General features: G+C 67.6%; 14 protein-coding genes and 2 pseudogenes. 9 read left to right on the top strand and 7 right to left on the bottom strand.

All coding sequences use genetic code 11. The annotated features are described in order from the left end of the window. Positions 1–14: 14 nt before the first annotated feature. Positions 15–695 carry a hypothetical protein gene (locus ACIQPR_RS10780; protein WP_403645151.1) on the top strand — a complete coding sequence of 227 codons (681 nt, stop codon included), beginning with the start codon at positions 15–17 and terminating at the stop codon, positions 693–695. Positions 696–1,811: 1,116 nt separating this feature from the next. Beyond that, the gene (locus ACIQPR_RS10775; RefSeq protein ID WP_403645149.1) at positions 1,812–2,429 is read left to right on the top strand and encodes a hypothetical protein; all 618 of its coding nucleotides are present in this window, start codon (positions 1,812–1,814) and stop codon (positions 2,427–2,429) included. A 202-nt stretch (positions 2,430–2,631) separates the two neighbouring features. Here ACIQPR_RS10775 and ACIQPR_RS10770 read toward each other — a convergent pair. From ACIQPR_RS10770 to ACIQPR_RS10750, 5 genes and pseudogenes are all read right to left on the bottom strand, one after another. Continuing rightward, a pseudogene (locus ACIQPR_RS10770) lies at positions 2,632–2,942 on the bottom strand (transposase); the annotation flags it as partial. Positions 2,943–3,835: 893 nt separating this feature from the next. Beyond that, positions 3,836–3,991 (bottom strand): annotated as a pseudogene (locus tag ACIQPR_RS10765) (IS1380 family transposase); the annotation flags it as partial. A gap of 415 nt (positions 3,992–4,406) precedes the next feature. Then, complete coding sequence (locus tag ACIQPR_RS10760) at positions 4,407–5,432, bottom strand: Yip1 family protein (RefSeq protein WP_403645147.1); 1,026 nt, start codon at positions 5,430–5,432, stop codon at positions 4,407–4,409. Positions 5,433–5,549: 117 nt separating this feature from the next. Continuing rightward, positions 5,550–5,981, bottom strand: a complete 432-nt coding sequence (locus ACIQPR_RS10755) for a hypothetical protein (RefSeq protein WP_403645144.1) — start codon at positions 5,979–5,981, stop codon at positions 5,550–5,552. Positions 5,982–6,051: 70 nt separating this feature from the next. After that, positions 6,052–6,459, bottom strand: a complete 408-nt coding sequence (locus ACIQPR_RS10750) for a hypothetical protein (protein WP_403645141.1) — start codon at positions 6,457–6,459, stop codon at positions 6,052–6,054. Positions 6,460–6,928: 469 nt separating this feature from the next. Here ACIQPR_RS10750 and ACIQPR_RS10745 point away from each other — a divergent pair, with 469 nt between their 5' ends. Both ACIQPR_RS10745 and ACIQPR_RS10740 read left to right on the top strand, forming a co-directional pair. Beyond that, entirely contained in the window at positions 6,929–7,234 is a 306-nt protein-coding gene (locus tag ACIQPR_RS10745) for a hypothetical protein (protein WP_403645138.1), read from the top strand. A 75-nt stretch (positions 7,235–7,309) separates the two neighbouring features. Then, the gene (locus ACIQPR_RS10740) at positions 7,310–7,561 is read left to right on the top strand and encodes a hypothetical protein (RefSeq protein WP_403645136.1); all 252 of its coding nucleotides are present in this window, start codon (positions 7,310–7,312) and stop codon (positions 7,559–7,561) included. Between the two features lie 67 nt (positions 7,562–7,628). Here the strand turns inward: ACIQPR_RS10740 and ACIQPR_RS10735 are convergent, their stop codons facing one another. After that, positions 7,629–9,920 carry a (Fe-S)-binding protein gene (locus ACIQPR_RS10735; RefSeq protein WP_403645133.1) on the bottom strand — a complete coding sequence of 764 codons (2,292 nt, stop codon included), beginning with the start codon at positions 9,918–9,920 and terminating at the stop codon, positions 7,629–7,631. A gap of 213 nt (positions 9,921–10,133) precedes the next feature. Here ACIQPR_RS10735 and ACIQPR_RS10730 point away from each other — a divergent pair, with 213 nt between their 5' ends. The 5 genes from ACIQPR_RS10730 to ACIQPR_RS10710 all read left to right on the top strand — a co-directional run bounded on the left by ACIQPR_RS10730 (position 10,134) and on the right by ACIQPR_RS10710 (position 15,447). Beyond that, positions 10,134–11,156, top strand: coding sequence for an MraY family glycosyltransferase (locus ACIQPR_RS10730; protein ID WP_403645130.1), 1,023 nt, complete (start codon positions 10,134–10,136; stop codon positions 11,154–11,156). A 96-nt stretch (positions 11,157–11,252) separates the two neighbouring features. Then, entirely contained in the window at positions 11,253–13,097 is a 1,845-nt protein-coding gene (dnaK, locus tag ACIQPR_RS10725) for a molecular chaperone DnaK (RefSeq protein WP_403645127.1), read from the top strand. After that, positions 13,094–13,756 carry a nucleotide exchange factor GrpE gene (gene grpE / locus ACIQPR_RS10720; RefSeq protein WP_019070407.1) on the top strand — a complete coding sequence of 221 codons (663 nt, stop codon included), beginning with the start codon at positions 13,094–13,096 and terminating at the stop codon, positions 13,754–13,756. The genes dnaK and grpE overlap by 4 nt, the downstream gene beginning before the upstream one ends. A gap of 48 nt (positions 13,757–13,804) precedes the next feature. Next, positions 13,805–14,992, top strand: coding sequence for a molecular chaperone DnaJ (dnaJ, locus tag ACIQPR_RS10715; protein ID WP_403645124.1), 1,188 nt, complete (start codon positions 13,805–13,807; stop codon positions 14,990–14,992). Between the two features lie 5 nt (positions 14,993–14,997). Then, entirely contained in the window at positions 14,998–15,447 is a 450-nt protein-coding gene (locus ACIQPR_RS10710) for a heat shock protein transcriptional repressor HspR (RefSeq protein WP_019070405.1), read from the top strand. 68 nt (positions 15,448–15,515) lie between these two features. Here ACIQPR_RS10710 and ACIQPR_RS10705 read toward each other — a convergent pair whose 3' ends face one another. Further along, a complete protein-coding gene (locus ACIQPR_RS10705; RefSeq protein WP_403645121.1) occupies positions 15,516–17,165 on the bottom strand; it encodes a fibronectin type III domain-containing protein in 1,650 nt (549 codons plus the stop codon). Positions 17,166–17,397 lie beyond the last annotated feature (232 nt).

Below are 17,397 nucleotides of genomic sequence, written 5' to 3'. Positions count from 1 at the left end.
CAGGGGGAGGATTCATGGGGCTTGTACTGGCCAGAAGACCGAGACGCCGAGTGCAGGTGGCTCGGCTTGGACCGGTCAAGCTCAACCTAGACGACTTGCAGGACTTGCAAAGGCTCCTCGCTACCAAGACCGGCGAACCCGTCCTTGTCGAAGTGGGCAGATACGATGCGGATGGGATACCGGATCTCGCAGACGCCGATGATGAGGACCTGGCATCTGTTGTACTGAATATCCCAACCAAATCATTCACTGTCACCCTCAACAGGGATGGCGCGAACGTTGTCTGCGACTCGGATGAGCGAAATCTAATCGACCTGGTCGAGGATGTCGCTAACTATGTAAACGCAAAGCCGCTGTCGACGAAGATCGTCTATCCGTCATTGTTCATGACGCTTCTCTCTGTACAGTGGGCAATGATAGTGGGATGCAGCCTGTTCCTGACCTCCCCCGATTCGCGAGCGACCGGCTATTGGGCCTCTGGAATTCTGACGGCGACCATGATTTGGTTCCTGTTTATCCAGCCTAGGTCATGGAAAGCGCGCGGAGCCGTAGAGATTATTCCTCTCCGGCGCCATGAGATAAGAAGGAGGCGATTTGACTCCAGCAATTCCGTCTGGAGTGGTGTGGCTGGCGCTGTTGTAGGCGCAGTATTGGGTGCTTGCGCCACCATTGCGGCGGTGTACCTCAACAAGTAGCGGCATGGACCGGTTGCTCGGTGCTCAACCCACCACCTTCCTCGGCTCCCATCCCGTCTGCCGTCGGCCCACGCACCGTGGAGCGGGCGTGGTTCATGGCGTCTAGGTGGAGCGCGCCGCTGTGCGAACGGCATGGACGCCATGGGCCGCTTCTGCTCGGCTCTGCCTGGGGCGATGGTGGTCGGGATGGCAGCACCCCACGCAGGCCACGATGGACCCGCAGTTGGGCACGGTGCCCCTCGCAGAGACTCGGCCCCGTCACAGAGCCGGGCTTGGTCGGCGTCCTCGTCCAGGCGCGTCTTGGGGAATGCCACCAGGATGTTGGCGTTGGTGGCATCCTCAACCATTGGGCCTGCGTCGACACTTGCTTTACGTCCTTCGCTCATCTCCGAGTGTTGGACCGACACGCTTTCCAACTGTGGGGGTGGGGTGGTGGGCCTCGTGCAGGGGTGCTCGCCTGCGTTCGTGCGCAGTCGGGTGACTGACTGTCCGCCGCCTGCGGTCTCGTCTGAACAGCCGTGAACAGCGCTGAATGAGAAGGAAACTGAGACGGGCGGCGGATACCGAGCTCGCCAACAGCCCGCTGCTGGAGGGGGCAATCATGGACTGGTCCGCAAGGGATCACGACGGATCGTCGCCGACGGCACGCCCTAACGCTGGCAGCTGCGGGGCCGGCCACCGTACTTCCAGGGCTTGGCTTGGTCGCCGAGCACGTTCACGGTCATGCTGATACTCCAGGGATAACGCTTGTGGTCACCACTAACCAGCCGAATCTGAGCAACTGGATTGGTCTGGAGACCGGCTGCACTGCCGTCGGACGTCGCCCAAGCCATCAGGGCTGCCCTCGGTGGGAGTTGGACCCCAACAGCTGCTGGCTCCCCGTTTCCCTTTGACCAGTCCGTCAGCTTCACGCCCTCTTCATGAGTGGAGTAGGGGGAGAGGAGTGCTCCGTCTCACCCGACGATAGTCAGCCACGGTGGTGGGTGGCAGATCAAGCATGTGTGGAATGGTCTTGCCCGCTGAGCGGCAACACATCATGCAGTCCTTCCGTAAGTACGTTTTTGTGATCTTGGTGAACTTCGTGCCTCAGCTTCAGAGTTGTGTCAACCTTGGACTATGCGGACGGCCACTGATCGGTTCTTGGCGGCGGTATTTCAGCCTCTAATCTTTCTGGGAATTTTCTCGGCGCTAGCTCGCACTCTTCTTATTGAGGAGGAAGAGGAGGGAGACTATGATGCTGAGGACTTGAAGCCTGCACCGCGCAGCCTGCGAGCGCATGAGAAGGAATTTCTGGAATACATTGAAGCCCGCAGCCGAAGGTACAACCACCTTGCCAAAATTCGGCTACGGACAGCCCAGGTTCTTGGCACAGTAAGTCTCACAGCAACTGCATCGGTGCCGGTGGTGATCGCTGCGTCGCTTCCAAGTTGGTCAGCTGCTGCTTTGGCTGCCTTGGCTGGAATTGCTCAAGGCGTTCAGCAAATTAGACAAGACAATCGCCTGGGATTGGAAAACCATTTGATGGCGGTTGATCTGTCTCGTGCGTGTCGCAGATACCGACTTGCGGTGGCACGCTCTTCTTCGGTGGAGCGCAGTTCCAAATTTGACGAATTTGTGCGCGAGGTTGAGGAACTTCAGGAAAGCTCGCGACCACGATTCCTGGAAGTCGTTATGCCTCGGTCCGCAATGGATGGCTCGACATCAAGTGAGGCACCACCTCAGTTGCAGCAGTAAGACGGATCGTGTGGCATCGACAGCATCCCATCCGCGCCCTATCAGGGGGCGATTGGCAATCACCGATTTCGGCGAAAGGCCGGGTGGTGATCTAATATTGAGCTGCGGCTCTTTGCCGGTCGAGGAGCGGGCGTGTACTTGACCGTGACTGATTCCTGCATCTCATTCGACTGTGGCACGGACGCCCGCCGACGGAAGTCAGTCGGGCTGGCGGGCGTGCCGATCGGGTCGATGCGAGGGCCTCCGGGCCAGCTGCGACGAGGACATCGACGAGACGGGAGGTCGTCGGATCGGAGGCCACTGGCCCGAACATGTCGGGCTCGGCCCTGAGTATGCCAACGCGCGCCAGACAGTCCCCGCCGAGTGCGACGGCCGGAGTCAAATCCAGCAGGTCTTGCCCGCATCGAGCACCGTCCGCGGTTTGCACCATGACGTCAGTGCAACCGATATCGCAGTGTCCAGGCCGGACTTGCGCACCGTCTCGACCAGCAGCACCGCCCCGGACTGTGAGATGACTCCACGCTCGCCGACCTCAACACGAACACGCGGATACGCCTCACTCGCGAAAACGCAACGCTGGGGAGAGGTTGGCTCGGGGCGCCTGGACGGGCTGTGCGCGCTACTTCTGCGCTCTCCCGTGCGCCCCGTTGATCGACGTATTCTCTGCCGCCGACCGGGGATTTTCGACAAAAATCGTTTTCTGGAGCGAATGCGTGCTGCACCATGGAGGCGTTCAAATTCTGCCGCCGCACTCAAAACGGGCGCAGGCGAAACCGCAATGGGGGAGAAATGTCGAAAAGAAGTCGAAACTCTATCCGAAAGCTGGCCGTAGCGGCCTCGCTGGGCCTGCTGGGTTCTTTTGTCTCTGGCGTTTCGGCTTCGGCTGCTGAACCTGCGACGCACGTGTCGTGTTCCGACTACACGAACAGCAAGGTCTGGCAGACGCGGACGCAGTGGGCCAGGGTGGCTGAGCGCGTCTGCCTGGAATGGACGGCGCCCCAGCCCAACGGATCCTGGATGGTGCGCGGTCGGTGGCAGTTCCGGGTCGATTGGCCGGTCGACTGCTCTTTGAGTGTCGGGCTTCCACCGTCCGGCGGAATTTCCTGCCCAGCTGGGCGTGCGCTGAAAGAACCGAGTCTCACGTTCAAGAATGTGATCATCGACGGCGGGTGGAAGGAAGGCTCGGCGGCAACGAGGTACGGGCGTTGCCAATTCCAAAACCGATACGCCAGTCGCATGAATCAGTCCTCCTATGTGCAGGGCTGCAGCGGCCCCTGGATGGAAGGTCGGCGGGGGCGCGCCTACATGATCTCCATGTCGGCCCAAGGGGACGTGGCTAACGACGGAGACGGCCAGAAGCTCCTTGGTAACAACTGGATCAGCCAGTCTTGGACGTGGCGTTAGACCGGACCGTACACGGCCCGTGGCTTACGCCACGGCGTGAGTGCCGCGGATATCGCGGTGTCCAGGGCAGACTTGCCGTTCGTCTCGACCAGCAGCACGGTCCGGGCCTGGGCAACAACTCCACGGCCGTCACCCTCGACACGGACACGCGAGCAAGACGCGGCAACAGGCTGAGTCCCTGAGTGCCGACATCGGGGAGGACTTCAGGTCTCTCCCGATCGAGCGTCAGCAGGCGTTGATCCTGCACAGCCTGTCTGCCGTGCTGATCCATCCCGCCGGTCGGGGGAAGCGGAAGTTCGATCCGAGCCTGATCGAACCTGTATGGCGCTGACCTCGATCTGAGATCCATCTGAAGTCCGACGGACGGCCCGGCCTCGTGCCGGGCCTTCTCGTTGTGCGGAGAGCTGAACGCATCGCTGCTGACCTGCGGTGATCCACCGTGCGTCACGACCCTCATGAGGTCAACGATCCCTGCCCGACGAACCCCCGGTGGTGCGCCGCTCCGGTCAGGTTCTCGACGCCTGAGCGAGGACTCCTGCGCTTTCCCGGCGCAGGAGTCTCCGGTGACGGTCTCTAGAACGTGCCCAGTTTCACGATCGACAGCAGGGCGATCAGCTGGATCGCCGAGGCGCCCAGGGCCTTGGGCCAGGGGAGGTCGTGGGAGCGGCTCACCATCATGGTGAGGAGGGCGCCGGCCGCTACCCAGGTGGCCCAGCCGAGGGCCTGGACGAAGGTCGCGTCGCCGCCGAAGAACATGGCGAAGACCAGGCGGGGAGCGTCCGTGATCGACATGATCAGCATGGACAGGCCGACCGTGGGCTGCCAGGCGCCGTCGCCGCCCAGCTGGCGGGCCAGGGTGTGGGTGACCACGCCCAGGACGAAGGACGACAGCACCAGGGCCACGGCCGTCACCAGGACGATCGGGACCGCGTTCGCCAGCGTGGCGTTTATGGCATCCGTGCGGGCGCCGTCGAAGCCGAAGACCGCGAGCAGGCCGTAGAGGAACGTCACGATCAGGGCGGGGGCCCACATCGTGTAGTCCCGCATCTGGAGGAACGTCTGCTGGGGTGCGAGGACGATGCCGCGCAGCAGGTCCTTCCAGTGCAGGCGGGGGCCCACCGGGCCGGTGGGGGCCTGGGCCGAGCCCGCGCGGTACGTACCGCCCTGGGTGTACGGGTCCTCACCTACGGCGAACGCCTGGGTGCTGCCCGGGTTGTTCGCCGCGTACGGGTCGGGGGTGCCCGGGTGACCCTGGCCGTATCCGCCGCCGTCACCGAAGTACTCCGGCTCGTCGCCGTAGCCGCCGTAGCCGCCGTTGCTCTGGGACCACTGCCGGCCGCCGCCCGCGGGGTTTCCGTACTGCGGCTGCTGCTGCGGTGCAGGGGGGTAGCCGTACGGCTGTCTCTGCGGTGCTCCCTGCGGTGCCGGGGGCGCCTGCTGCCCGTACGGAGGTTGTTGAGGGCGCGCTTGCGGGGCCCGGCCGTCCCGGCCGCCGCGTCCGATCCTGAATCCAGCCACGTCATCGAACGTACCTGGTTCCGCAGAGTCACGGGTCGGACCGGGGGTTTCGGGCGGGGCTTTGCTGCCGAGCTGTGACATCCCCTAAGGGACGGCGGCGGGTGTCCGGGGGTGGGGTGGGGACACCGAAAAGCGTGTCACTTCGGGTGAAAGTGACACGCTTTTCGGGCCGGGCGCCGGACGGTCGGTCCGTCGGCGTCACGACGTGCAGACGTCCTTGAGCTTGTCCGCCGCCGCGTCGATCTTGCTGGAGTCGGGGTGTGTGTCGCCGTTCAGGATCGACTTGTTGTAGTCGGAGATCGCCTTGTCCAGGTCGTCGACGGCCTTGTCGACCTTGCTGTCGTCCGAGCCGGAGCCGATCTTGGACACGTTCTTTTCGAGTGTCTCGATGGCCTTGTCGCTCTTGGACCGGTCGGACGGATCCTCGGCCGCGGCCACACCGGTGTCGTGGATGGACTTGAGGCTGTCGGTGATCGTGCTCCAGCTCTTCAGGCAGCTGAGGGAGTCGGAGGCGTCGGACGTGTCCGTGGGGTCGCAGGCCGTGAGAAGTCCGGTGGTCAGGGCCAGGGCCGTGACGGTCAGGGTCAGCGTGGTCGTACGACGACGGTGGCGGCTGCGGTTCGTGGTCATGGGGTGTGCCCTTCGGTCGATGGGGTGTGGCGCGGGGCGGTTGATCGAGCTGATCGAGCTGATCGAGCGGTCAGGCCCAGGGCTCGTTCACGGCGGGGGTCTTGGCGGTCGGCCTGGCACGGCGGTTCCCGATCAGGCCGCCCGCCGCGCCCAGCGCGACCAGGCCCATTCCGGCGGCGGTCGCGATGCCCTTGGCGCCGTCCATGGCGAAGTAACTGGCCACGGCCACACCGCCGTTGAACAGGAACAGGAACCACAGGGTCGACGTCTTCGACAGGAACGCCTTGATCTTCGGCTTCTTCGCGATACGGGAGCCCGTCACCAACGAGACGGCGATGCCGGTGAAGGTGGCCGCGGTCTTCGCCGTACCGTCGAGCACCGCCCCGGAGGCCGTGCTCGCGGCGAGGCCGCCGGCGAAGAACGACCACAGCAGCAGGTTGGAGACGAACGACTTCACGGCGGCGAGCAGCGAGTTCACGGGGTTTCCTTCGACGGGAGAGGAGGAGAAGAGGAGGGGAGGGGGAGTGGATCCGAGGGGCTGATCTCTCTGGTCTCTACGATTCCGTCGCGCGCTCGCCGTCACGAGGGACCGTTCTCCCGAATGCATGGTGTAGCGCGCTACACCATGGCCGGGGACAGGGAGGGTGGGGTTCGTGCGTGCCGCGCCGGTGTGGACCGTGCGGCTGTGCGGTCTGGTGGGATGGGTGGCCGTCGCGGTCGCCTGTGCGTGACTGCTGGGCGTCGAGGGCGTACCGCGGCCGTGGAACGGGCCGTCGGCGTGGGGAGCCGTCGCCGCGGGGTGTGCCGTGGTCAGGGCGGGGGCGTTGTGGGGGACGCGGCGGGTCGAGGGGGCCGCCGGGGGTGTTTCCCTCAACAAGCCTGATCCTGCGGGGAGTTCGACGGTCCATGGGCGGCCGGGGGCCGAAGTCGGCGGTCGTTTCCCGCCGTTGGGCGACGTTCTCGGGATCGACTTCGACTCGCGGGGGTGGATCAGGGCCCCTACCTGCGCCGTGTGGCTTCTCGTCGGCTTCGCCTCCGCCGCGCTGTTCGTCGGGCTGCTGGGCACCGGCGGCGGTGACGACCGGGTCGACGCCCTGCGGGACGCCGGCGCCCGGGTGAGTGCCGCGACCGTCGTGGAGCGGCCTGGCGCGGTTCGGGAGGACCTGAGCGAGGACGTCGTACGGGGCCGCACGGCACGGCTGGTGGTCGCCGTGCCCGGCGGTCCGGGGCGGCTGGCCGTGAAGGGGGCGTAGACCTACGACGAGCCCCGCGCCGGTAGCGAGGTCGAGGTCCTGTGGGCTCCGTCGGCGCCGGAGCCGGGCGGGTACGTGCACGAGCGCAAGGATCTGAGGACGCTCGTCGGGGGCCGCTGGAGTGCCTTCTCGGGCGGGGCGGACGGCCGGGACGCGCTGCTCGCCTTCGTGCTCGTCGTGCTCGTCGTGCTTGTCGTGTTCGTCATGTCGTCGGGAGCGTGCCGCCGCCGTGTGCACCTTCACGGCCGGGCCCGAGGCCCTGCGACGTCCGGCCTCGTCCTCCTCGTGCACGCCCGCACGTCCGTGGGGACCATCGGGGACGGCTGACGCCACGACGACGCCCCGCACCCTTCGAGGAGGGTGCGGGGCGTCGTCGTGGCGGAAGGGGTGGTGGTTACTTCACCGGCTCGGGCTCCGGGGTGTTCTCCGGTTCCGCGGTGCCCGCCGGGGGCTCGTCGTCGGTCGGTGTCCTGACCGAGTCGAGGAGGAGCTGGGCCACGTCGACCACCTGGATGGACTCCTTGGCCTTGCCGTCGTTCTTCTTGCCGTTGACCGAGTCGGTCAGCATGACGAGGCAGAAGGGGCAGGCCGTGGAGACGATGTCGGGGTTCAGCGAGAGTGCCTCGTCGACGCGCTCGTTGTTGATGCGCTTGCCGATGCGCTCTTCCATCCACATGCGGGCGCCGCCCGCGCCGCAGCAGAAGCCGCGTTCCTTGTGGCGGTGCATCTCCTCGTTGCGCAGGCCGGGGACGCTGGCGATGATCTCGCGCGGGGGCGTGTAGATCTTGTTGTGCCGGCCCAGGTAGCACGGGTCGTGGTAGGTGATGATGCCCTCGACCGGCGTCACCGGAACCAACTTGCCCTCGTCCACGAGGTGTTGGAGCAGCTGGGTGTGGTGGATGACCTCGTAGTCGCCGCCGAGCTGCGGGTACTCGTTGCCGATGGTGTTGAGGCAGTGCGGGCAGGTCGCGACGATCTTCTTCGCCGACTTCGGCTTCGCGGACTCGGGGACGACCTTGCCGTCGTCGTCCAGTTCCTCGCCGAACGCCATGTTCAGTGCCATGACGTTCTCCATGCCGAGCTCCTGGAACAGGGGCTCGTTGCCGAGGCGGCGGGCGGAGTCGCCGGTGCACTTCTCGTCGCCGCCCATGATCGCGAACTTGACGCCCGCGATGTGGAGGAGTTCGGCGAAGGCCTTGGTCGTTTTCTTGGCGCGGTCTTCGAGGGAGCCCGCGCAGCCCACCCAGTAGAGGTACTCGACCTCGGTGAGGTCCTCGATGTCCTGGCCGACGACCGGGACCTCGAACTCGACCTCCTTGAGCCACTCCAGGCGCTGCTTCTTGGCCAGCCCCCAGGGGTTGCCCTTCTTCTCCAGGTTCTTGAGCATCGTCCCGGCCTCGGACGGGAACGCGCTCTCGATCATCACCTGGTAGCGGCGCATGTCGACGATGTGGTCGACGTGCTCGATGTCGACGGGGCACTGCTCGACGCAGGCGCCGCAGGTGGTGCAGGACCACAGGACGTCCGGGTCGATGACGCCGTTGTCTTCGAGGGTGCCGATGAGCGGGCGTTCCGCCTCCGCCAGGGCCGCCGCCGGTACGCCGGCCAGCTGCTCCTCGGTGGCCTTCTCCTCGCCCTCCATGGACTTGCCGCCGCCCGCGAGCAGGTAGGGCGCCTTGGCGTGCGCGTGGTCGCGCAGGGACATGATCAGGAGCTTGGGGGAGAGCGGCTTGCCGGTGTTCCAGGCGGGGCACTGCGACTGGCAGCGACCGCACTCGGTGCAGGTGGAGAAGTCGAGCAGGCCCTTCCAGGAGAACTGCTCGATCTGGGAGACGCCGAAGACGTCGTCGTCGCCCGGGTCGGTGAAGTCGATCGGCTTGCCGCCCGAGGTCATCGGCAGCAGCGCGCCCAGGGACGTCTCACCGGTGGCGTTGCGCTTGAACCAGATGTTCGGGAAGGCGAGGAAGCGGTGCCAGGCGACGCCCATGTCGGTCTTCAGGGCGACCGTGATCATCCAGATGAAGGAGGTCGCGATCTTCAGGCCGGCGAAGAAGTAGGTGAGGTTCTGGAGGGTGGAGACGTCCAGGTGGCGCAGGCCCGAGACCACGGGGTACGAGATGAAGAAGGAGGCCTCGTAGGCGTCGACGTGGTGCTGGGCGCCTTCGAGCGCGTGCAGCATGAAGATGCAGACGCCGACGACGAGGATGACGGCCTCGACGAAGTACGCCTGGCCGAAGTTGGAGCCGGCGAAGCGGGACTTGCGGCCCGGCCTGTTCGGCTTGCTGAGCTGGCGGATGACGATCAGGGCGAGGATGCCGAGGACCGTCATGGTGCCGATGAACTCGACGAAGACGTTGTACGGCGCCCATTCGCCGATGACCGGCAGCAGCCAGTCGGCCTGGAACAGCTGGCCGACGGCGTTGACGATCGTCAGCAGCAGCGAGAAGAAGCCCACCGCCACGAACCAGTGCGCGACCCCGACGACGCCCCAGCGGTTCATCCGGGTGTGGCCGAGGAACTCCTTGGCCACGGTGACGGTGCGCTGGACGGGCTCGTCGGTGCGGGTGCCCGCGGGCACGTTCTGGCCGAGTCGCATGAAGGTGTAGATCTGGAGGACGGCACGGGCGAACAGCGCCACACCGACCACGATCAGAACCAGCGACACGATGATCGCGGCGAGTTGCATTTCAGGGCTCCTCGGGCCTGCGAGGGGTCATTACCAAACCAAGAACATTACTAAGCGGTAACTTAATCGGTCCGACCGAGATTACCCCCATTCTCTGTCGCACTGTAGCCAGCCGTGCGGTGATCTATGTCGCTGAGGGTTGCCTTAAAAACCCGCGACGGTCCGATCGTGTTATTCGTACTGAATTGGTACATTTGCGTCTAATTTGGAACCGTGCTCTACGGGATCCTCGCCGCCACGACCGCTCTCCTCCTCTCCGCCCTGCTCGCCGCGCTGCTCCGGGCGCCCGCCCTGCGCGCCCGGATCGTCGACCGGCGGCGGCGCACGCGCCCGGTACCGCTGCTCGGGGGGCTGGCCGTGGTGATCGCCGTCGCGGCGGTGACCTGGGGGTGCGACTGGACCGCCGTGGCGCCGCTGGGCGACGGTGTCGCCGGCCTGCTGGTCGCCGGGTCCGCCGTGGCCGCGCTCGGCCTGGTCGCCGACGTCTGGCGGCTCAAGACGCGGTTCCTGGTTCTCGGTACGGCGGTGGCGGCGGCCTGTGTCGTGCCGTACGGGGAACTCGGGGTGCCCGGCGGGCTGCTGGCGGCGGCCTGGATCGTGTTCGTCGCCGGGGCCTTCAAGGGGCTCGACCACGCCGACGGGCTCGCCGGGACCGTGGGGGTGGTCACCGCCTTCGGGGTGGGGGCCTGCGCGGCGACGGAAGTGATGGACGGGCTCGCGGTGTTGCTGAGTGTGCTGGCCGCCGCGCTCACCGGGTTCCTGATGCACAACTGGCATCCCGCGCGGATCGCGCTCGGCGCCTGCGGATCGCTGTTCACGGGCTTCGTGCTCGCCTCGGCCGCCGTGGTCACCCGGGCCGGGCACGGACTCGCCTCCACCGCGGGCGTGCTGTTCGCGCTCACCGCCCTCGCGAGCGCCGACGCCGTCCTGGTGCTGCTGTCGCGGCGACTGGCCGGGCGGGCGCTGCTGCGCGGCGGCCCGGACCATCTCGCGCACAGGCTGCGGAAGTTGGGGCTCACCCCGCAGGGGGCGGTGGTGCTGCTCGGGCTCGGAGGCTTCTCCGGGGTGCTCGTCGCAGTGCTCGTGCACAACGGGTGGGCGGGTGAATCCGCCGTGATGTGGGTGGCGGGCGGGGCCCTGGTCGTCGTAGGAGGGCTGCTCAAAGTCACTGTCTACGGGGGGCGCAGGGCCGTGTCGACGCAGGTCAGGGCCCAGTTGCGTGTAAGGAACGGATAAGAGTTGAGTCTGCTCGACTCAGCTCTGTTGACCCAGCGGTGAGTGTGGTGCACACTTGAGTCCGTTCCACTCAAGTCATTGCTGGAGGAATCAACCATGGCACGTGCGGTCGGCATCGACCTGGGCACGACTAACTCCGTCGTCAGCGTTCTTGAAGGCGGCGAGCCCACCGTCATCACCAACGCAGAGGGCGCCAGGACCACGCCGTCCGTCGTCGCCTTCGCCAAGAACGGCGAAGTGCTCGTCGGCGAGGTCGCGAAGCGTCAGGCGGTCACCAACGTTGACCGCACCATCCGCTCCGTGAAGCGCCACATGGGCACGGACTGGAAGATCGAGCTCGACGGGAAGCACTTCAACCCGCAGCAGATGAGCGCCTTCATCCTGCAGAAGCTGAAGCGCGACGCCGAGGCCTACCTGGGCGAGAAGGTCACGGACGCGGTCATCACCGTCCCGGCCTACTTCAACGACTCCGAGCGCCAGGCGACGAAGGAGGCCGGCGAGATCGCGGGCCTGAACGTCCTGCGCATCGTGAACGAGCCGACGGCCGCCGCGCTGGCGTACGGGCTCGACAAGGACGACCAGACGATCCTCGTCTTCGACCTCGGCGGCGGCACCTTCGACGTGTCCCTCCTGGAGATCGGTGACGGCGTCGTCGAGGTGAAGGCCACCAACGGCGACAACCACCTCGGTGGTGACGACTGGGACCAGCGGGTCGTCGACTACCTGGTGAAGCAGTTCGCCGCGGGCCACGGCGTGGACCTGGGCAAGGACAAGATGGCCCTCCAGCGTCTGCGCGAGGCCGCCGAGAAGGCCAAGATCGAGCTGTCCAGCTCCACCGAGACCTCGATCAACCTGCCCTACATCACGGCCTCCGCCGAGGGCCCGCTGCACCTGGACGAGAAGCTCACCCGCGCCCAGTTCCAGCAGCTGACGGCCGACCTGCTGGAGCGCTGCAAGACGCCGTTCCACAACGTCATCAAGGACGCCGGCATCTCCATCAACGAGATCGACCACGTCGTCCTCGTCGGTGGCTCCACCCGGATGCCCGCCGTCGCCGAGCTGGTGCGCGAGCTGACCGGCGGCAAGGACGCCAACAAGGGCGTCAACCCGGACGAGGTCGTCGCCATCGGCGCGTCCCTCCAGGCCGGTGTCCTCAAGGGCGAGGTCAAGGACGTCCTGCTCCTCGACGTCACCCCGCTGTCCCTCGGCATCGAGACCAAGGGCGGCATCATGACCAAGCTGATCGAGCGGAACACGACGATCCCGACCAAGCGGTCCGAGATCTTCACCACCGCCGAGGACAACCAGCCCTCCGTGCAGATCCAGGTCTACCAGGGCGAGCGCGAGATCGCGGCGTACAACAAGAAGCTCGGGATGTTCGAGCTGACCGGTCTGCCGCCGGCCCCGCGCGGTGTCCCGCAGATCGAGGTCTCCTTCGACATCGACGCCAACGGCATCATGCACGTGACCGCGAAGGACCTCGGCACGGGCAAGGAGCAGAAGATGACCGTCACCGGCGGCTCCTCGCTGCCGAAGGACGAGGTCGACCGCATGCGCCAGGAGGCCGAGCAGTACGCGGACGAGGACCACCGCCGCCGCGAGGCCGCCGAGTCCCGCAACCAGGGCGAGCAGCTCGTCTACCAGACGGAGAAGTTCCTCAAGGACAACGAGGACAAGGTCCCCGGCGAGGTCAAGACCGAGGTCGAGGCCGCCGTCGAGGAGCTGAAGGCCGCGCTCAAGGGCGAGGACACCGCCGAGATCCGCACCGCCACCGAGAAGGTCGCCGCGGTCTCCCAGAAGGTCGGCCAGGCCATGTACGCCGACGCCCAGGCCGCGCAGGCCGCGGGCGGCGACGCCCCGGGTGCCGAGGCGCCCAAGGCGGACGACGACGTGGTGGACGCCGAGATCGTGGACGACGAGCGCAAGGACGGTGCCGCGTGACGGAGGAGACCCCGGGCTTCGAGGAGAAGCCCGACGTCCCCTCCGGCGCCACCCCCGACGACGCCGAGCCGCAGGCCGCCGCCTCCTCCTCCACGGGAGAGGGGGCGGCCCCGGCCGGGGACGCATCAAGTGCACAGATCGCCGGTCTGACCGCCCAGCTGGACCAGGTGCGCAAGGCGCTCGAAGAGCGCACGGCGGACCTCCAGCGGCTCCAGGCCGAGTTCCAGAACTACCGCCGCCGGGTCGAGCGGGACCGGGTCACGGTCAAGGAGATCGCCGTCGCGAACCTCCTGACCGAGCTGATGCCCACCCTCGACGACATCGGCCGCGCGCGGGAACACGGGGAACTCGTCGGCGGTTTCAAGTCCGTGGCGGAGTCGTTGGAGACCGTCGCCGCGAAGATGGGACTGCAACAGTTCGGCAAGGAGGGCGAGCCCTTCGACCCGACCATCCACGAGGCCCTGATGCACTCGTACGCGCCGGACGTCACCGAGACGACCTGCGTGGCGATCCTCCAGCCCGGGTATCGCATCGGCGAGCGCACCATCCGCCCCGCGCGGGTGGCCGTGGCCGAACCGCAGCCCGGAGCGCAGGCGGTCAAGGCCGAGGACGAGTCCGAGGCCGGCGACGAGAAGGACAACGGCCCTGAGGAGGGCTGACGCACACACCGGGCGGACGGACACCGGGCGGAAGGAGGGACGTCGAGGATGAGCACCAAGGACTTCATCGAGAAGGACTACTACAAGGTCCTCGGCGTGCCCAAGGACGCCACCGAGGCCGAGATCAAGAAGGCGTACCGGAAGCTCGCCCGCGAGTTCCACCCGGACGCCAACAAGGGCAACGCCAAGGCCGAGGAGCGCTTCAAGGAGATCTCCGAGGCCAACGACATCCTCGGTGACCCCAAGAAGCGCAAGGAGTACGACGACGCCCGCGCGCTCTTCGGCAACGGCGGTTTCCGTCCGGGGCCGGGCGGCGCGGGCGGCGGCAACTTCAACTTCGACCTGGGCGACCTCTTCGGAGGCGGCGCGCAGAGCGGTGGCGCCGGGGGGCCCGGCGGTTTCGGCGGCGGGATCGGGGACGTGTTCGGCGGCTTGTTCAACCGGGGCGGCGCCGGTACGACCCGTACCCAGCCCAGGCGCGGCCAGGACATCGAGTCCGAGGTGACGCTCAGCTTCACCGAGGCCATCGAAGGGGCCACGGTCCCGCTGCGGATGTCCTCGCAGCAGCCCTGCAAGGCCTGTTCGGGCACCGGCGACAAGAACGGCACACCGCGCGTGTGCCCGACCTGCGTCGGCACCGGCCAGGTGGCGCGCGGCTCCGGCGGCGGCTTCTCGCTGACGGACCCGTGCCCGGACTGCAAGGGCCGGGGCCTGATCGCCGAGCACCCGTGCGCCGAGTGCAAGGGCAGCGGGCGCGCCAAGTCGTCGCGGACCATGCAGGTCCGGATCCCCGCGGGGGTCACCGACGGCCAGCGCATCCGGCTGCGCGGCAAGGGCGCGCCGGGTGAGCGGGGCGGCCCCTCGGGCGACCTGTACGTCATGGTGCACGTCGACGCGCACCCCGTGTTCGGGCGCAAGGACGACAACCTCACGGTGACGGTCCCGGTGACGTTCACCGAGGCGGCGCTGGGCGGCGAGGTCAGGGTGCCCACCCTGGGCGGACCCCCGGTGACGCTGAAGCTGCCGCCGGGCACGCCCAACGGCCGCACCATGCGGGCCCGCGGCAAGGGCGCCTTCCGCAAGGACGGCACCCGGGGTGACCTCCTTGTGACCGTGGAGGTGAGTGTCCCCAAGGACGTCACGGGGAATGCTCGTGACGCGCTTGAGGCATACAGAGAGGCGACCGCGGGCGAGGACCCGCGGGCGGAGCTGTTCCAGGCCGCGAAGGGAGCATGAGAGTGATGGACGGCCGTCGACGCAACCCGTACGAGCTGACCGAGGAGACCCCGGTCTACGTCATCTCGGTGGCGGCCCAGCTCTCCGGCCTGCACCCGCAGACGCTGCGCCAGTACGACCGCCTCGGCCTGGTCTCCCCGGACCGCACGGCCGGGCGCGGCCGGCGCTACTCGGCCCGCGACATCGAACTGCTGCGCACCGTCCAGCAGTTGTCGCAGACCGAGGGCATCAACCTGGCGGGCATCAAGCGCATCATCGAGCTGGAGAACCAGGTCGTGGCGCTCCAGCAGCGCGTCGCCGAACTCCAGGCGGCGGTCGACGGAGCGGCGGCGGCGATCCAGCAGCGCGAGGCCGCCGTGCACGCCTCCTACCGCCGGGACCTGGTTCCGTACCAGGAGGTCCAGCAGACCAGCGCGCTGGTGGTGTGGCGGCCCAAGCGACAGTCCTCGGACTGACGCGCACGTGCCCGGAAGGGGCCCGGAGGTTCTGCCTCCGGGCCCCTTCGCGTGTCACCTGCCGCGTGTCACCGGCCGACGAAGAACTCCAGCGAGGAACTCTGCTCGCCCTGCCGCCCGTAGGCGTCCACGGAGTACACCGTCACCGTGCAGGGGCCGTTGTAGGGCGGGGTCCAGCTGATGTCGCCCGTCGTGGACAGCTTGGTGCCGCTGCTGCCGCAGGCGCCGCCGATCTCCCAGGAGTAGCCCTGGAGACCCCGTTCCTCGTCACCCGCGCCGGGCGCGGCCGTCACCCTGATCGCGGACCGTGCGGGCATCCCGGGCGACACCAGCGTCAGGCGGGGTGCGGCGGGGCCGGTCGCGGTGGCCGCGGTGGTCCGTGTGACGGTGAGTTGTGCCGAGGGCGCCGACTCGGCGCCGGTGGCGTCCACGGCGGCGACGTAGTAGAACGACGTGCGCCGTGGGGCCGTGGTGTCCTCGTACGAGGCGCTGGTGGTGCTGCCCAGGAGCGTCCAGCCGCCGTACAGCCAGGTGCGGCGGTAGACGTGGTAGCTCGTCGCGCCGTCCGCCCCGGTCCAGGTGAGGCCGGTGGAGGCGTCGGCGGGCGTGCCCGTCAGCGCGGTGGGGGCGGCCACGGCGGAGGCCGCGGGGCGGGTGGCGGTGACGACGGCCGTGAGCGGGGAGACGTTCCCGGCGGTGTCCACCGCGCCGACGCGGTAGGTGTAGGGCACGCCGACCTCGGCACCGATGTCCGTGTAGTCCGTGGCCTGGGCGATGTACTCCGGGTCCAGCGGCTCCCCGTTGCGCGTCCTCTCCACGACGTAGTGGTCGAGGTCGCTCGCCGAAGAGGCGGTCCAGGTCACGACGTTGCCCGCGGTGCTGCCCCGCACGGCCACGCCGGTGACCTGGCCCGGAGCCGTGCGGTCGGCGGTCGTCACGCCCTGGTCGGCCGAGCCCGGCGAGGCGTTGCCCGCCTTGTCGGTGGCGCGGACCTCGTAGTAGTACGTCCGGCCGTCCGCGGGCAGGGCGGTGTCGGTGTACGACGTCGACGTGGTGGTCTTCAGCGGGGTGCCGCCGAAGGACGTGCCCTTGAGGCGCCGGTAGACCCGGTAGCTCCCGAGGTCCAGCTCCTTGTTCTTCGACCAGCTGAGCTTGGCGCGGCCGGCCGTGGCGTCGTAGGAGACAGCGGTGCCCGTCGGGGCGAGGGGGGCGACCTTGTCCACGGTCGCCGAGGTCCGGGGGGTGTACGTGAACTTCACGTTCGCCCGGCCGGTCCAGTTGACGTAGTCCACGCGGACGGTGTGTCTGCCCTTGGGGACGGTGACGTCGACCGTCTTCTTCGCCGTGGTCGAGACGTTCTTCCACAGGTCGACCTTGCGGCTGCCGTCGAGGTAGACCCGGATGCCGTCCTGGGCGGCGGCGGCGAAGGAGAAGGGGCCGCCGGAGCCGAAGTCGCGGGTCACGGACCAGCGGACGGCGAAGTTGTCCTTCGGGAGACCGGTGGCCGGGGCGCCCGTGCCCCAGTTCTCGTCGATCGTGGTGTCGCAGTCCGTCTTCTTCGCGCTCCCCGAGAACGTGGTGTTCGCGAAGAACTGCCGCTTGTGGACGGGGGAGGCGCAGTCGGCCGCGGCGGAGGCGGAACTCGTCGCGCCGGCGAGCAGGCCGCCCGCGACGGAGAGGGCGACGGCGGTGGCCGTCGCGAGTCTGGCTGGGTTCATGCGTTCCTCTGTCGGATCGGTTCGGGCGGCGCATGGCCGCCGATGATCACGACTCGCGAAGAACGGACTTGGTTGTGCCGATCTTTGCCGTCTCCTGAACTCCCGTTGAGTGCAGGGTCCGTAAAGAGCGTTTGGATGGGGTTCCGCAACGTCTCCACATACCGAACGGAACGTGGTGTTGCCATCTCGTTAAGTAGTTCCGCTTGACGCCGGTGGCCGCAGCCGCGTTGGC

This window comes from Streptomyces sp. NPDC091280 (genome assembly GCF_044768565.1).
Classification (GTDB): Bacteria; Actinomycetota; Actinomycetes; order Streptomycetales; family Streptomycetaceae; genus Streptomyces.
This window is presented reverse-complemented; position numbering and strand designations above follow the sequence as displayed.

What these genes read in the sequence shown, in the direction of transcription:
- ACIQPR_RS10775 (WP_403645149.1), top strand. Translation starts at nt 1,812, where the DNA reads ATGCGGACGGCCACTGATCGGTTCTTGGCGGCGGTATTTCAGCCTCTA.
- dnaJ (WP_403645124.1), top strand. Translation starts at nt 13,805, where the DNA reads ATGAGCACCAAGGACTTCATCGAGAAGGACTACTACAAGGTCCTCGGC.
- ACIQPR_RS10755 (WP_403645144.1), bottom strand. Translation starts at nt 5,981, where the DNA reads ATGACCACGAACCGCAGCCGCCACCGTCGTCGTACGACCACGCTGACC.
- ACIQPR_RS10780 (WP_403645151.1), top strand. Translation starts at nt 15, where the DNA reads ATGGGGCTTGTACTGGCCAGAAGACCGAGACGCCGAGTGCAGGTGGCT.
- ACIQPR_RS10735 (WP_403645133.1), bottom strand. Translation starts at nt 9,920, where the DNA reads ATGCAACTCGCCGCGATCATCGTGTCGCTGGTTCTGATCGTGGTCGGT.
- dnaK (WP_403645127.1), top strand. Translation starts at nt 11,253, where the DNA reads ATGGCACGTGCGGTCGGCATCGACCTGGGCACGACTAACTCCGTCGTC.
- ACIQPR_RS10705 (WP_403645121.1), bottom strand. Translation starts at nt 17,165, where the DNA reads ATGAACCCAGCCAGACTCGCGACGGCCACCGCCGTCGCCCTCTCCGTC.
- ACIQPR_RS10710 (WP_019070405.1), top strand. Translation starts at nt 14,998, where the DNA reads ATGGACGGCCGTCGACGCAACCCGTACGAGCTGACCGAGGAGACCCCG.
- ACIQPR_RS10760 (WP_403645147.1), bottom strand. Translation starts at nt 5,432, where the DNA reads ATGTCACAGCTCGGCAGCAAAGCCCCGCCCGAAACCCCCGGTCCGACC.